The 15,773-nt window shown below is 59.6% G+C and carries 12 protein-coding genes and 1 pseudogene; 3 read left to right on the top strand and 10 right to left on the bottom strand.

What is annotated here, in order from left to right; translation table 11 throughout:
• Window positions 1-132: 132 nt before the first annotated feature.
• The 3 genes from BM416_RS18540 (at window position 133) to BM416_RS18530 (ending at window position 2,452) form a co-directional block, all read left to right on the top strand.
• A complete protein-coding gene (locus tag BM416_RS18540) occupies window positions 133-1,716 on the top strand; it encodes a peptide chain release factor 3 (protein WP_027604861.1) in 1,584 nt (527 codons plus the stop codon).
• A gap of 132 nt (window positions 1,717-1,848) precedes the next feature.
• Window positions 1,849-2,094 (top strand): hypothetical protein, encoded by a 246-nt coding sequence (locus BM416_RS18535; RefSeq protein WP_092488984.1) that lies wholly within the window; start codon window positions 1,849-1,851, stop codon window positions 2,092-2,094.
• Between the two features lie 97 nt (window positions 2,095-2,191).
• Entirely contained in the window at window positions 2,192-2,452 is a 261-nt protein-coding gene (locus BM416_RS18530) for a hypothetical protein (RefSeq protein WP_092488983.1), read from the top strand.
• A gap of 113 nt (window positions 2,453-2,565) precedes the next feature.
• On the opposite strand, the gene BM416_RS18525 is transcribed toward BM416_RS18530, so the two are convergent.
• The 10 genes and pseudogenes from BM416_RS18525 to BM416_RS30625 form a co-directional block, all read right to left on the bottom strand.
• A complete protein-coding gene (locus BM416_RS18525) occupies window positions 2,566-3,537 on the bottom strand; it encodes a peptide ABC transporter ATP-binding protein (protein WP_016971590.1) in 972 nt (323 codons plus the stop codon).
• A complete protein-coding gene (locus BM416_RS18520; RefSeq protein WP_065938502.1) occupies window positions 3,537-4,505 on the bottom strand; it encodes an ABC transporter ATP-binding protein in 969 nt (322 codons plus the stop codon). Before BM416_RS18520 ends, BM416_RS18525 begins: the two co-directional genes overlap by 1 nt.
• A gap of 10 nt (window positions 4,506-4,515) precedes the next feature.
• Window positions 4,516-5,427 carry an ABC transporter permease subunit gene (locus BM416_RS18515; RefSeq protein WP_027604858.1) on the bottom strand — a complete coding sequence of 304 codons (912 nt, stop codon included), beginning with the start codon at window positions 5,425-5,427 and terminating at the stop codon, window positions 4,516-4,518.
• Between the two features lie 10 nt (window positions 5,428-5,437).
• The gene (locus tag BM416_RS18510; protein WP_003215992.1) at window positions 5,438-6,448 is read right to left on the bottom strand and encodes an ABC transporter permease subunit; all 1,011 of its coding nucleotides are present in this window, start codon (window positions 6,446-6,448) and stop codon (window positions 5,438-5,440) included.
• 76 nt (window positions 6,449-6,524) lie between these two features.
• Complete coding sequence (locus tag BM416_RS18505; protein ID WP_027604857.1) at window positions 6,525-8,120, bottom strand: ABC transporter substrate-binding protein; 1,596 nt, start codon at window positions 8,118-8,120, stop codon at window positions 6,525-6,527.
• Window positions 8,121-8,200: 80 nt separating this feature from the next.
• Window positions 8,201-9,598: an OprD family porin gene (locus BM416_RS18500; RefSeq protein WP_092488982.1), complete on the bottom strand. Its 1,398-nt coding sequence runs from the start codon at window positions 9,596-9,598 to the stop codon at window positions 8,201-8,203.
• Window positions 9,599-9,769: 171 nt separating this feature from the next.
• Window positions 9,770-11,314 (bottom strand): ABC transporter substrate-binding protein, encoded by a 1,545-nt coding sequence (locus tag BM416_RS18495; protein WP_370671244.1) that lies wholly within the window; start codon window positions 11,312-11,314, stop codon window positions 9,770-9,772.
• Between the two features lie 364 nt (window positions 11,315-11,678).
• On the bottom strand, window positions 11,679-13,307 hold the full coding sequence (locus tag BM416_RS18490; protein ID WP_092488981.1) for an ABC transporter substrate-binding protein: 1,629 nt from the start codon (window positions 13,305-13,307) through the stop codon (window positions 11,679-11,681).
• 258 nt (window positions 13,308-13,565) lie between these two features.
• Entirely contained in the window at window positions 13,566-15,167 is a 1,602-nt protein-coding gene (locus tag BM416_RS18485) for an ABC transporter substrate-binding protein (RefSeq protein WP_092488980.1), read from the bottom strand.
• A gap of 108 nt (window positions 15,168-15,275) precedes the next feature.
• A pseudogene (locus BM416_RS30625) lies at window positions 15,276-15,773 on the bottom strand (hypothetical protein); the annotation flags it as partial.

Here is a 15,773-nt window from a genome sequence, read left to right as displayed (position 1 = left end):
CGTCTCTACCTTTTAAAAGGTTCCATACTTGGCAGCATTTAGCCACCCCCAATGGGGTGAACGGTGGTCCGGCACCTGCGGTTTGCGCTATACTCGCCGCCCTTTTTTGACTCACCTGCCAGGCGATTTCCCATGACCCACCAGGCCGCCGAAGTCGCGAAACGCCGCACTTTCGCCATTATTTCCCACCCCGATGCCGGTAAAACCACCATCACCGAGAAGCTCCTGCTGATGGGCAAGGCGATCGCAGTGGCCGGCACGGTGAAATCGCGCAAATCCGACCGCCATGCCACCTCCGACTGGATGGAAATGGAAAAACAACGGGGTATTTCCATTACCACGTCGGTCATGCAGTTCCCGTATCGCGATCACATGGTCAACCTGCTCGACACCCCGGGCCACGAAGACTTCTCCGAAGACACCTACCGCACCCTGACCGCGGTGGACTCGGCACTGATGGTCCTCGACGGCGGTAAGGGCGTCGAGCCACGTACCATCGCGCTGATGGACGTATGCCGGCTGCGTGATACGCCGATTGTCAGCTTCATCAACAAACTTGACCGTGATATCCGCGACCCGATCGAATTGCTGGATGAAATCGAAGCCGTCCTGAAGATCAAGGCTGCGCCGATCACCTGGCCGATCGGTTGCTACCGCGACTTCAAGGGCGTGTACCACCTGGCCGACGACTACATCATTGTCTATACCGCCGGCCATGGTCATGAGCGCACCGATGTGAAAATCATCGAGAAGCTCGACTCCGACGAAGCCCGCGCCCACCTGGGTGACGAGTACGACCGCTTTGTCGACCAGTTGGAACTGGTGCAGGGCGCCTGCCATGAGTTCAACCAGCAGGAGTTCCTCGACGGCCAACTCACCCCGGTGTTCTTCGGCACCGCCCTGGGCAACTTCGGCGTCGACCACGTGCTCGACGCCGTCGTGAACTGGGCACCGAAGCCGCTGGCCCGTGTCGCCAACGAGCGCACCGTGGAACCGGTGGAAGAGAAATTCACCGGCTTCGTGTTCAAGATCCAGGCGAACATGGACCCCAAGCACCGCGACCGTATTGCCTTCATGCGCATCTGCTCGGGCAAGTACGAAAAAGGCATGAAGATGCGCCACGTGCGCACCGGCAAGGACGTGCGCATCGGCGACGCCCTGACGTTCTTCTCCTCCGAGCGTGAACAGCTCGAAGAGGCCTACGCCGGCGACATCATCGGCCTGCACAACCACGGCACCATCCAGATCGGCGACACCTTCACCGAAGGTGAAACGCTGGGCTTCACCGGTATCCCGCACTTCGCCCCGGAACTGTTCCGCCGCGTGCGCCTGCGCGATCCGCTGAAATCCAAGCAACTGCGCCAAGGCCTGCAGCAACTGGCGGAAGAGGGCGCTACCCAGGTGTTCTTCCCCGAGCGCAGCAACGACATCATCCTCGGCGCCGTGGGTGTGCTGCAGTTCGATGTGGTCGCCAGCCGCTTGAAAGAGGAATACAAGGTCGAATGCTCCTACGAGCCGATCACCGTGTACTCCGCGCGCTGGATCGAATGCGCCGATAAGAAGAAGCTGGAAGAGTTCTCCAACAAGGCCGTGGAAAACCTCGCGCTCGATGGCGGCGGTCACCTGACCTACCTGGCCCCGACCCGGGTCAACCTGGCGCTGATGGAAGAGCGCTGGCCGGATGTGAAATTCCGCGCGACCCGCGAGCACCACTAAGGTCTGAGCGCCGAAAACAAAATGTGGGAGGGGGCAAGCCCCCTCCCACATTTTTTTCTCCTCCAGGCATGGGATTGGCGAGAATCCGGCATCGGGTCTAGCGTTTAACCACCGACTGCAAAGGAGATCACCGTGCGAAATGCTCAACGCGCCATTCCCCTGGTGTTGCTGGCCGTCCTGGGGCTGACGTCCCTTCCGGCACTGGCGGGCGCAGGAGTGCCGCAGTGGAAAGACACCGGCCCGGTCACCAAGAAAAAGCAGAACGAGGTCAACTCCGGCAGTTGGCAACCCCAGGCCCAGCCTGCGCCCAAGGAAGATGCAGAAAACCCCTATAACGAAGGGGAAGACAGCGAAACCTATGACGATGGTGACACCTGACGCGCGAGTGGCATAAAACCAGGATCGGAACTAGCTTAATTCACAGCGACGGTCGAACGCCGGCGCGGGTGATTCACTGACTGGACGGAAATTGACCATGAGTATTTTTCAACGTTTAGTGATGTTGCTAAAAGTGCTGGTGATGTTATCGCTGGGGATCTCCTCTGCATGGGCTAATACCGCAGTGCAGAGCCAGGTCCCAGGGTTCGTAGCGGCGAAAACGGCGCAGGCGGGTGGTTTACAACTGGCCAAGAGCGAGTCGGAGCCCGGTGATGAGGACCAGGGTGGCTCCAAGGATGACGATGACCAACAGGCCCCTGCGGACGATGATGACACTGAGGGTGACAGCGATACCTGAGTCGAGCTGAAAAAAAAGCCCCACCTACCGGACTGATGCGCAATCCGACGGGTGGGGCGGTAGAACTCATGTCATGCCCTGGACTGAACCTCCAGGGCATTTTTATTGCTGGGTCAGGCCACAAACTGCTCCGCGTAGTGGCACGCCACCTGGCGGTTATCCAAGGCGCGCAGTTGCGGTTCCTCGCTGCTGCAACGTGCCGTCGCATACGGGCAGCGCTTGTGGAACGCGCAGCCCGGCGGCGGGTTCAGTGGGTTGGGCAACTCGCCAACGATTTTGATCTTCGGTTTGTTCGGATCCGGATGAATGGTCGGGGTGGCCGAGAGGAGCGCCTGGGTGTACGGATGCAGGGGGCGTGCGTAGATGTCCTCCTTGGGGCCCACTTCCACCGGACGGCCGAGGTACATCACCATCACATCGTCGGCGACGTGCTGCACCACCGCCAGGTTGTGGGAGATGAACACGTAGGCGGTGTTGAATTCCTGCTGCAGGTCCATGAACAGGTTGAGCACCTGGGCCTGGATCGACACGTCCAGCGCCGAGGTGGGTTCATCCGCCACCAGCACTTTCGGTTGCAGCATCATCGCGCGGGCCAGGGCGATCCGCTGGCGCTGGCCACCGGAGAACATGTGCGGGTAACGCTGGTAATGCTCAGGGCGCAGGCCCACTTGCTTCATCATCGCCTGCACTTTCTCGCGGCGTTCGGCGGCGGACAGGTTGGTGTTGATCAGCAGCGGCTCGCCCAGTTGATCACCGACCTTCTGGCGTGGGTTCAATGAGGCATACGGGCTCTGGAACACCATCTGCACGTCTTTGCGCAATTGCTTGCGCTGGGCCTTGTCGGCACCGGCGACTTCCTGGCCGGCGATTTTCAAGGAGCCGGACGATGGTTCTTCAATCAGCGTCAATGCACGGGCCAGGGTGGATTTGCCGCAACCCGACTCGCCTACAACCGCGAGGGTCTTGCCGGCTTCCAGTTCGAAGGACACGCCGTTGAGGGCACGCACGGTGGCGTGGCCCTTGAACAGGCCACGGGACACTTCGTAATGACGGGTCAGGTCGCGGGCAGTAAGAACGACGGCCATTACGCCACCTCCTGGTTCAAGGGGTAGAAGCAGCGCGCAAGGCTGTTGCTTTTCGGATCAAGGCCGGGCCGCTGGGCACGGCAGCTTTCCTGCACATACGGGCAGCGTGGCGACAGCAGGCAACCCTGCGGGCGGTCATAGCGGCCGGGCACGATACCCGGCAGCGTGGCCAGGCGCGTGGCGCCGAGGCTGTGCTCGGGGATCGCCTTGAGCAGCGCTTCGCTGTACGGGTGCGCCGGGATATCGAACAACTGCGGCACCTGGCCGACTTCCACGGCTTGTCCGGCGTACATCACGCACACGCGCTGGGCGGTTTCAGCCACGACCGCGAGGTCGTGGGTGATCAGTACCAGGCCCATGTTCTGCTCTTTTTGCAGGGCCAGGAGCAGGTCCATGATTTGCGCTTGAATGGTGACGTCCAACGCCGTGGTCGGTTCGTCGGCGATCAGCAGTTTCGGCTCGCCGGCAATCGCCATGGCGATGGCTACTCGCTGGCTCATACCGCCGGACAGTTGGTGCGGGTAGGCGTCCATACGGCTGGCGGCGCCCGGGATCTCGACTTTTTCCAACAGCTCGATGGCGCGCTTGCGGGCTTGCTTGCCGGACATCTTCAGGTGCAGGCGCAGCACTTCTTCGATCTGGAAACCCACGGTGTAGCTGGGGTTCAGCGCGGTCATCGGGTCCTGGAACACCATCGCCAGGTCTTTGCCGACGATCTGGCGGCGCTGGCGGTTGCTCAGCTTGAGCATGTCCTTGCCGTCGAAGTTCAGGGCGTCGGCGGTGACGATGCCGGGGTGCTCGATCAGCCCCATCAGCGCCATCATGGTCACGGATTTACCCGAGCCCGACTCGCCAACAATGGCCAGGACTTCGCCCTTGTCGACGGCAATGTCGAGGCCATCGACCACCGGCACGGCGGTCTTGTCGCCGAAGCGGACGTTGAGATTCTTGATTTCTAACAGTGACATGGGAATCTCCTCAGGCGGCGTTCTTGAGTTTCGGGTCCAGCGCGTCGCGCAGGCCGTCACCCATCAAGTTGATTGCCAGCACGCTGAGCAAAATGGTCAGGCCAGGCAGGCTCACCACCCACCAGGCGCGTTCGATGTAGTCACGGGCCGAAGCCAGCATGGTGCCCCACTCCGGGGTTGGCGGTTGTACGCCAAGGCCAAGGAAGCCCAGGGCCGCGGCATCGAGGATCGCCGAAGAGAAACTCAGGGTCGCCTGCACGATCAGCGGCGCCATGCAGTTAGGCAGCACGGTGATGAACATCAGGCGGGGCAGGCCGGCGCCGGCGAGGCGGGCGGCAGTCACGTAGTCACGGTTCAGCTCGCCCATCACCGCAGCGCGGGTCAGACGTACGTAGGACGGCAGCGACACGATGGCGATGGCGATCACGGTGTTGATCAGCCCAGGGCCGAGGATCGCGACAATCGCAACCGCCAGCAGCAGCGAGGGCAGGGCCAGCATGATGTCCATCAGGCGCATGATGGTCGGGCCGAGCAGGCGCGGGAAGAAACCGGCGAACAGACCCAGCAGGATGCCCGGGATCAGCGACATCACCACCGACGACAAGCCGATCAGCAAGGACAGGCGCGAGCCCTGGATCAGGCGCGAGAGCAGGTCGCGGCCCAGTTCGTCGGTGCCGAGCAGGAACTGGATCTGCCCGCCTTCCAGCCACGACGGCGGGGTCAGCAGGAAATCGCGGTATTGCTCGCTCGGGTTATGCGGCGCTACCCAGGGGGCGAAGATCGCGCAGAACACGATCAGCAACATGAACAGCAGGCCGGCAACCGCGCCCTTGTTCTTGGAAAAGGCTTGCCAGAATTCTTTGTACGGTGACGGGTACAGCAGGCTTTGATCGACTGCTGACACTTGAGTAGGTGTGGTCATGGTCATGATCTCAGCGCTGGTGACGGATGCGTGGGTTGGCGAAGCCGTAGAGGATGTCCACCACGAAATTCACCAGGATCACCAGACAGGCGATCAGCAGGATGCCGTTTTGCACCACCGGGTAGTCCCGCGCGCCGATGGCTTCGATCAGCCATTTGCCGATACCGGGCCACGAGAAGATGGTTTCGGTCAGCACCGCACCGGCCAGCAGGGTGCCGACTTGCAGGCCGACCACGGTGAGTACCGGGATCAGCGCGTTACGCAGGCCGTGCACGAACACCACGCGCGCCGGCGACAGGCCCTTGGCCTTGGCGGTGCGGATGTAGTCTTCGCGCAGCACTTCGAGCATGGATGAACGGGTCATCCGCGCGATCACTGCCAACGGGATGGTGCCGAGCACGATGGCCGGCAGGATCAGGTGGTGCAGCGCATCCCAGAACGCGTCCGGCTCGTCGGCCAGCAGGGTGTCGATCAGCATGAAGCCGGTGCGCGGCTCGATGTCGTAGAGCAGGTCGATACGTCCGGACACCGGGGTCCAGCCCAGGCTCACGGAGAAGAACATGATCAGGATCAGGCCCCACCAGAAGATCGGCATCGAATAGCCCGCCAGGGAGATGCCCATCACCCCGTGGTCGAACAGGGATCCTCGCTTGAGTGCCGCGATCACCCCGGCCAACAGGCCCAGGATGCCGGCGAACAACAGGGCGGCCATGGACAGTTCCAGGGTCGCCGGGAAGAGGGCGGTGAACTCGGTCCACACGCTGGTACGGGTACGCAGGGATTCGCCAAGGTCGCCGTGGGCGAGCTTGCCGACGTAGTCCAGGTATTGCGCGTACAGCGGCTTGTTAAGGCCAAGGCGTTCCATTGCCTGTGCGTGCATCTCGGGGTCGACGCGCCGCTCGCCCATCATGACTTCGACAGGGTCGCCAGGGATCATGCGTATCAACGCAAACGTGAGCAACGTGATGCCGAAAAACGTGGGGATCAATAACCCCAGTCGGCGGGCAATAAAACTAAACATCTTGTGGTGTACCTCAATCAGCCGGTTAGGCAGGTTCGGCACCGTCCTGGTGGGCGGTGCCGAGCGTTTCTCTTATTTACTTCACCTGGGTGGTGGCGAAGTTATTGTTCGTCAGAGGGCTTTGGGTATAACCCTCGACGTTCTTGCGCATGGCGGTGAACATTTTCGGGTATGCCATGGGAATCCACGGTTGGTCCTTGTCGAAAACCTCCAGGGCTTGTTGATAGAGTGCGGCCCGCTGCTGGGGTTCAGCGTCGGCGCGGGCCTTATCGATCAAGTCCTGAAACTCTTTGTTACACCAGCGGGCGTAGTTTTCGCCGTTTTTCGCTGCATCGCAACTCAGGTTCGGCGTAAGGAAGTTATCCGGGTCCCCGTTATCCCCGGCCCAGCCGGCGGAAACCATGTCGTGCTCGCCGGCTTTGGCGCGCTTGAGCATTTCGCCCCATTCCATGACCTTGATGTTCACTTTCAGGCCGATCTGCGCCAGATCCGCCTGCATGCGCTGGGCGCCGAGCATCGGGTTGGGGTTGGTCGGGCCACCGCCGTTACGGGTAAACAGGGTGAACTCGGTGCCTTCCGGTACACCGGCTTCCTTGAGCAGGGCACGGGCCTTGTCCAGGTCGCGTTCAGGGTTTTTCAGCTTATCGTTGAAGCCCAACAGGGTCGGCGGATACGGGCCGGTGGCATCCACGGCGTTGCCTTTGCCATACAGGGATTCGTTGTAGCCTTTCTTGTCGAACGCGATGTTGATCGCGTGACGCACCCGCGCGTCGCTCATGTACTTGTGGGTGGTGTTCAGGGCGGTGTATGCGGTGGTCATCGCCGCCAGTTCGGCGACCTTCAGGTTCGGGTCTTTCTTGATGCTGGGAAGGTCGTCGGGCTTGGGATACAGCGCGATCTGGCATTCGTTGGCCTTGAGCTTCTGCAGGCGCACGTTGTTGTCGACCGCAATGGCAAGGATCAACGGATCGGCCGGAGGCTTGCCACGGAAGTACTCCGGGTTGGCCTTGAAGCGCACCTGAGCGTCCTTCTGGTAGCGTGTGAAAATGAACGGGCCGGTGCCGATCGGCTTGCTGTTGAGCTCTTCGGTCTTGCCGGCGGCGAGTAGCTTGTCGGCGTACTCGGCGGAGTGGATGGCGGTGAACGGCATCGCGACATCGGCCAGGAACGGTGCCTCAGGGCGGGTCAGGGTGAAGACCACGGTATGGTCATCGGTCTTCTCCACGCTCTTGAGCAGTTCCTTGAAGCCCATGCTTTCAAAGTACGGGTAGCCCACGCTGGATTTGTTGTGCCACGGGTGTTTCGGGTCCAGTTGACGCTGGAAGCTCCAGAGCACGTCGTCTGCATTCATGTTGCGCGTGGGTTTGAAGTAGTCGGTGGTGTGGAACTTGACGTCGTCGCGCAGATGAAATGTATAGGTCAGGCCGTCGTCACTGATTTCCCAGGAAGTGGCGAGCGCTGGCACGATCTCGGTGGTGCCGGGCTTGAAGTCCACCAGGCGGTTGAACATGGTTTCGGCGGCGGCATCGGCGGTGACGGCCGTGGTGTACAGGACCGGGTCAAAACCCTCCGGGCTGGCTTCGGTGCAGACCACCAGGGGTTTGGCCGATACGCCGATAGCCACGCTTAACAGCGCAGCGGCAACGGCAGCTTGTAGCGGGAGCATTTTCATTCAGAGCCCTCTGCAATCGATGGGACCAGACAAGCGTAGACGGCAGGCTCGTCCTGAGCCTGCCGTCTACCTGGTGCTAGTTAAAGAATGTTGAACGGGATGGTGGTGACCAGGCGGAACTCTTTGATGTTGCCGTCAGCCTGTTGTGCGCTGGCGCGGTGAGTCACGTAGGTGCCACGGATGGTGGTGGCCTTGAGTGGGCCGCTCTGAATCGCGTAGGACGTGCCAACCCCGTATTCCTGGTGTTTCTCGCCGTCCATCAGGCGCAGGTCGCTGCGGCTCTCACCGGCAGTACCATAGGCGGTACCGTTGTAGTGAGTACCGTCGATGCCCCAGCCGCGCGCCGAGTAGACGTTGAACTTCAGGCCCGGCACGCCGTATTCGGCCATGTTGATGCCGTAGGCGATCTGGAAGGACTTCTCGTTCGGGCTGTTGAAGTCGGAGGTCAGGGAGTTGGCCAGGTAGATGCCGTTGGTTTCGTGCAGGTAGTCGAAGTACTCGTCACCGTTAACTTCCTGGTACGAGAAGGTCAGGCTATGGGCCTGGTGGGTCAGCCCCAGGGACAACGAGTAAGTGTCGTTGTCGATGTTGCCCATCTTCTTGCTGCCGGTGTCGGTGGTTTTGTAGTAGTTCAGGCCGGTGGTCAGTGCCAGGGTCTGTGCATCACCCAATTCGTGGGTGGCACCGAAGTAGTACTGGTTCCAGAAGTCTTCGACGTTAGCGGCGAATACGCTGGTTTTCAGGCTCTTGAACGGCTGGTAGTTGAAGCCCAGGGTTTTGACCTTGTCGGTTTCCTGGCCATTGCCGTACTCGGAACGGAATTTCGACAGGCTTTGTTCGGTTCGCGGCGAAACGCGATCAAAGATGCCGCCCTGGAACGACAGGTTGCTGAACTCTTCGCTGTTGAAGCTCACACCCTCGAAGCTCGAAGGCAGGGCACGGTTGCCGATGGTATCGACGATTCCGCTGCTGAAGTTCTGGCGACCGGCGGTCAAGGTGGTGTTGGACACGCGGAACTTGACGTTCGCCAGGCCCAGTTTGCTCCACTGGCCTACTGCATCGCCGTCGGAGTCAGCCAGGGTACGGTTGGAACCGCCCTTGATATCACGCTTGCTGCGGTCCAGGACCACGGCGTTGTAAGCCGCGACTTCGGTCGCCACCCCCACGGTGCCTTGGGTGAAGCCCGAGGAGTAGTTGAGGATGGTGCCTTGTACCCAGTTTGTGCGGTTTGCGTCGGTGCGCGTCTGATTGTGTTTCTCATAGGAGAAACGCTGGCCACGGAATTTCTTCTCGCTGGAGTACCAGTTACGGGTTGTACCGCCCAGGCTTTGACCGTCAATAAAGCCTTTGGCCTCGCTTTGGGCGCTGGCGCCGGCCAATGTGGTCGGAACGAAGTCCTGGCTGGCGGGTTCAGCATAGGCGGTGGCCGTGATGCTGCTGATGGCCAAGGCCAGAAGCGCTTTGCTGCTCAGTTTCATGGGTTGAAGCTCCTTTGGTTCTCTTTTTAATGCCGGTCTTTTTTGGTGATCCGGCTATTGGGTGTGTAACTCGATCAAGCTGGTGCAAACGTTTGCTGTAGGAAAAATCCCAACAAAAGGCTGCGCGTTTACGAGAGAGCCAACTTCGCTCCCTGCAATCCGGTTATTTTCTTATGGGGTAATGCTGACGCCCGAGAACACGTTGCGGCCGAACGGGCTTACTTTGAAGCCTTCGACTTTGGCGCTTAACGGCTGGTTGACCGTCGAGTGGGCGACGGGTGTGATCGGCACCTGCTGCTTGAGCAGTTGTTGCGCCTGTTTGTACAGAACAGTCCTTTGTTCGCGGTCGGTCACGACCTTGGCTTGCTTGATCAGCTTGTCGTACGCCGGGTCACACCACATGGAGTAGTTGTTCCCGCCGATGGCGTCGCAGCTGTAGAGGGTGCCCAGCCAGTTGTCCGGATCGCCGTTGTCGCCGGTCCAGCCGATCAGGCTGACATCGTGCTCACCGTTCTTGGTGCGCTTGATGTATTCGCCCCACTCGTAGCTGACGATCTTGACCTTCAGTCCGATCCTGGCCCAGTCGCTTTGCAGCATCTCGGCCATCAGCTTGGCGTTGGGATTGTACGGCCGTTGCACCGGCATCGCCCACAGGGTGATCTCGGTACCTTCCTTCACGCCGGCGGCCTTGAGCAGTTCCTTGGCTTTTTCCGGGTTGTAGGCGGCGTCCTTGATGCTGTCGTCGTAGGACCATTGGGTCGGCGGCATGGCATTGACTGCCAACTGCCCCGCGCCCTGGTATACGGCGTTGAGGATGCTCTGCTTGTTCACCGCCATGTCCAGCGCCTGGCGCACTTCGAGCTGGTCGAACGGCTTGTGGCGCACGTTGTAGGCGATGTAGCCCAAGTTGAAGCCCGGCTTGGTCAGCAGTTGCAGGTTCGGATCGGCCTTGAGCGCGTCGACGTCGGCCGGGCGCGGGTGCAGGGTGACCTGGCATTCGCCGGCCTTGAGCTTTTGCACGCGCACCGAGGCGTCGGTGTTGATGGCAAAAATCAGCTGGTCCAGCTTGACCTTGCTCGGGTCCCAGTACTGTTTGTTGCCCACATAACGGATCTGCGAGTCTTTCTGATAGCGCTGGAAGACAAAGGGACCAGTGCCGATCGGCTTCTGGTTGATGTCGCTGGGCTTGCCTTCCTTGAGCAACTGCTCGGCGTATTCGGCCGACAGGATGGCGGCAAAGCTCATGGCGATGTTCTGCACGAACGCAGCGTCGACCGAGTTCAGCGTCATCACCACGGTATGCGGGTCGGTTTTCTCGACCTTGGCAATGTTCTTGTTCAGGCTCATCCCGTTGAAATACGGAAACTCGGTGGGGTAGGCCTTGCGAAACGGGTGGTCGGGGTCAAGCATGCGATTGAAGGTGAACAGCACGTCGTCGGCGTTGAAATCCCGCGTCGGCTTGAATTCCTTGTTGCTGTGGAATTTCACCCCTTCACGCAGGTGAAAGGTGTAGGTCAGGCCGTCTTCGGAAATATCCCACTTGGTCGCCAGTCCAGGTACGACGTTGGTCGCTCCCTTTTCAAACTCAACCAGGCGGTTGTACAGCGGCTCGGCCACATCGTTATCGGTGGCGGTGGTGTACTGCGCGGTGTCGAACCCTGCCGGGCTGCCTTCAGAGCAGAACACCAGGCTCTTCTTGTCGGCCGCCTGGCCCATCGTGGCTACAGCCAGCAGGCTGGTGCCAAAAATTGCGGATAGAACGGTGGTATGGCGCATGACGATCCCGATCCTTGTTTGTAGTTGTCATCAGCAAGCAATCACCCTGGCGTAGTGCCAGGGGGACATTACTGATCCCACACACAGCAAGTGCCTTTCCCAGGTTGGAGCCTCTGCTGTCCTACGACGGTATGGGTCGCGGACTGCGCAGTAAATGCGCCAAATTGGACTGACCTTGTAGGCAAAAGAGCTACTTGTCGCAGTTCGCAGCTGTAGGAAGCGGCGATTACGAACGTGGTCTATTTCCTACGGTCCAGGCGGATGCAATAACGGCGACGTTATGAAACGTCGCCGTCATTGGTCCTTACTTGCCGCTTACGCTCACGCCATAGAAGGAGTTCAGGCCAAACGGGCTGATCTTGAAGTCCTGTACGGTGTTGCGCATGGGTTGATACACCGTCGAGTGCGCGATAGGTGTCATCGGGACTGCATCTTTGAGGATATGTTGCGCCTGCTTATACAGCTCGGTGCGTTTGGCGACGTCCGACGTAGCCTTGGCTTCTTTCACGACGCCGTCGAATTTCTTGTCGCACCACTTGGAGAAGTTGTTACCGGCCAGGGAGTCGCAGCCGAACAGCACGTTCAGCCAGTTGTCCGGGTCACCATTGTCGCCGCTCCAGCCAATGATCATGGCCTGGTTCTCGCCGCCTTTGGAGCGTTTGATGTACTCGCCCCACTCGTAGCTGGTGATCTTGACCTTCAGGCCGATCTTGGACCAGTCGTTTTGCAGCATTTCGGCCATCAGCTTGGCGTTCGGGTTGTACGGACGCTGAACCGGCATCGCCCACAGAACGATCTCGGTACCTTCCTTGATACCCGCTTCCTTGAGCAGCGCCTTGGCTTTCTCGGGATCGTACTTGGCGTCCTTGATAGTGGTGTCGTAGGACCATTGGGTTGGCGGCATGGCGTTGACCGCCAGTTGGCCTGCGCCCTGGTAGACGGAGTCGATGATCTGCTGCTTGTTCACCGACATGTCCAGCGCCTGGCGCACGCGCAGGTCAGCCAGCGGGTTGGGCTGGTCGCTGCCCTTGACCTTGTCCATGACGTTGTAGGCGACATAGCCCAGGTTGAAACCGGCCTGGTGCGGCAGTTTCAGGTCCTTGTCTTCACCCAGCGCCTTGAGGTCGGCCGGACGTGGGAACAGGGTGATCTGGCACTCGTTTTTCTTCAGCTTCTGGATACGCACCGACGGATCGGTGGTGATGGCGAAGATCAGGTTATCGATCTTCACGTCCTCAGGTTTCCAGTAGTCCTTGTTGCCGGTGTAGCGAATGTTCGAGTCTTTCTGGTAGCTCTTGAATACGAACGGGCCAGTACCGACCGGCTTCTGGTTGATGTCCTGGGGCGTGCCGTTTTTCAACAGCTGGGCGGCGTATTCGGCCGACTGGATGGAAGCGAAGCTCATGGCCAGGTTCTGGATGAAGGCGGCGTCCACGGTGCCAAGGGTGAACTTGACGGTGTGGGCATCGACCTTCTCGATGTTCTTGATGTTGGTGTCCATCCCCATGTCCGTGAAGTACGGGAACTCGGTGGGGTAGGCCTTACGGAATGGATCGTCTTTGTTGATCATCCGGTTGAAGGTGAACAGGACGTCGTCAGCCGAGAATTCACGAGTCGGCTTGAAGTACGGGGTGGTATGGAACTTGACGCCTTCGCGCAGGTGGAAGGTGTAGGTCAGGCCATCCGGGGACACGTCCCAGCTGGTGGCCAGGCCAGGAACAACGGCGGTGCCGCCGCGTTCGAATTGGCTCAGACGGTTGAACATGGTTTCGGCCGAAGCATCGAAGTCTGTTCCGGTGGTGTACTGGCCTGGGTCGAAACCGGCCGGGCTCCCTTCGGAGCAGAACACCAGGTTAGTCGCCGCTTGGGCGAATGGGGCCGCGGCCATAAGGCCGGCGCTCACTAATAACGGAAGGACTGCGTGTTTAAGCATGTTGGCCTCATGATTTGTTGTCATTTTTGGTGGTGAGGGCGACCTCGTGAGTCGGCCTGCGGATACTTATGCAGGCGCCATACCCATTGCAAGATGCTGAACCGTCGCAAGGCGGAAAGAGTGGTACGAACGTACAGGAATGTCGCAATTATGAAAGTTTTGACATATTTGAGCTTATTTATAGGTTTTTTTCGGTGCAGGAGGTGCACCAGGAAGGGTCAACCGAGGCGTCTGGCGCACTCGGTTGGGGCATTGCTGTTACTTATCTAGACTCACGCCGTAGAACGGTGTCAGCCCAAAGGGGCTGATCTTGAAGTCCTTCACTTCCTTGCGCAGGGGTTGGAAAACCGTCGAGTTCGCAATGGGCGTTATAGGTACTTGTTCCTTAAGAATTTTTTGTGCCTGTTGATACCACTTGATGCGTTGTTCGCGGTCACTGCTGACCTTGGCCTGCTGCACCAGTTTGTCGTAGGCCGGGTTACACCATTTGGCGTAGTTGCTGCCCTTGACCGCGGCACAACTGTAGAGCACGCCGAGCCAGTTATCCGGGTCGCCGTTGTCGCCGGTCCAGCCATAAATCATCGCATCGTGCTCGCCATTTTTGGCGCGCTTGATGTACTCGCCCCATTCATAGCTGACGATATTGGCCTTGATGCCGACTTTCTCCCAATCCTGCTGGATCATTTGGGCCGACATGCGCGCGTTCGGGTTGGAAGCGCGCTGGACGGTCATTGCCCACAGGTTGATGGTAGTGCCCGGTGCAACCCCTGCTTCTTTTAGTAGCGCGCGGGCCTTGGTCGGATCGTGCGGGGCATCCTTGATGGTCGGGTCATAAGACCACTGCGCGGGTGGCAGTGCATTCTGCGCCAATTGTCCGGCGCCCTGGTAAACCGCCTTGATGATCGCCGGCTTGTCGATGGCCATGTCCAGGGCCTGGCGCACCTTGAGTTGGTCCAGCGGTGGGTGGGTCACGTTATAAGCCAGGAAGCCCAGGTTAAAACCGGCTTGCTGCAGCACGCGCAGGTTGGGGTCCTGCTTCATCACCTCGATGTCCGACGGGCGCGGGTAGCCGCTGACCTGGCATTCGCCGGCCTTGAGTTTTTGCAGGCGCGACGCAGCGTCCGGGGTGATGGCGAACACCAGGTTGTCGAGTTTCACATCCTCGGGTTTCCAGTACTGCTTATTCGCCACGTAGCGAATCTGCGAGTCCTTCTGGTAGCGCTTGAACACAAACGGCCCGGTGCCCACCGGCTTCTGGTTGATGTCTTCGGCCTTGCCTTCCTTCATTAGCTGGGCGGCGTACTCGGCCGATTGCACGGAGGCGAAACTCATGGCCAGGTTCTGCACGAACGAGGCATCGACGTTGTTCAGGTTGAATCGCACAGTGTGCTCGTCGAGTTTGTCGACGCTCTTGATCGTGGTGTTCAGGCCCATGTCGGTGAAATACGGCGATTCGGAAGGGTAGGCTTTGCGGAACGGGCTCTCGGCATCCAGCAGGCGATTGAAGGTAAACAGCACATCATCCGCATTGAAATCGCGGCTGGGTTTAAAGAAGTCAGTGGTGTGGAACTTGACGCCATCGCGCAGGTGGAAGGTGTAGGCCAGGCCATCCTCGGACACCTCCCAGCGTGTGGCCAGGCCCGGTTCGACTTCGGTGCCGCCACGCTTGAATTGGGTCAGGCGGTTGAACACGGTTTCGGCGGATGCATCGAAGTCGGTGCCGCTGGTGTACTGGCTGGGGTCGAACCCGGCGGGGCTGGCTTCGGAGCAGTAGACCAGGGTACTGGCTGCGTGGGCCATCGGCATAAAGGCCAGCAGGCCAGCGGTGAGGAGCAGCGGTTTTAAGGCAGTTCTTGGCATGGAGACCCCTGAAGTGGCTGTCATATAAAAGCTGCGCGAACGAAAACGGCGGTCACCGAGGTTACCGCCGTTTGGGGCATGAGGTAAGAGGCATGCTTGTGCGGTTGATCAAGTCGGCGTGACGGAAACCTCCATGGTAGTCGGGGCGTCTTTATCGATAGCATAACTGGAGTCCAGCTCGTTGCTCTCCCTGATGGTAAAGGTTCGTTTGATGACCACGTCCACGCCCTTGACTTCGCTGGGTTCGACATCCGGATTCAAGAGACGTCCTTTGGATATCACGCTGACCTTGGTGACGTTGGTGGAAGGATCGTGATCGATTTGAAAGGTCGTATCCGTAGCGCTGAACAGATAAGGCTCTTTCAGAACCGCATGGCTGTTCAAGTCGACTACACCTGGGCCGGTTGCTCCCTGGTGGGCTACTTCGGAGATCCTGGCACGCAGTTCCGGATCGGGAATGGCAGCTTCAAAGCGGTCTATGCTTCCTCTCATAAGAAGATCGGCGGTTTCTGCCGAGACTTCCTGCCCTGCTTCGCGTAGTTCTTTTATTTGCTTGTTGATGTCGATTTCCGTGCGAATTCCCCCGTTATTTATTGCGTAGGGGTT

It is taken from the genome of Pseudomonas sp. NFACC42-2, from assembly GCF_900116055.1.
GTDB classification, from domain to species: Bacteria; Pseudomonadota; Gammaproteobacteria; order Pseudomonadales; family Pseudomonadaceae; genus Aquipseudomonas; species Aquipseudomonas marginalis.
This window is presented reverse-complemented; position numbering and strand designations above follow the sequence as displayed.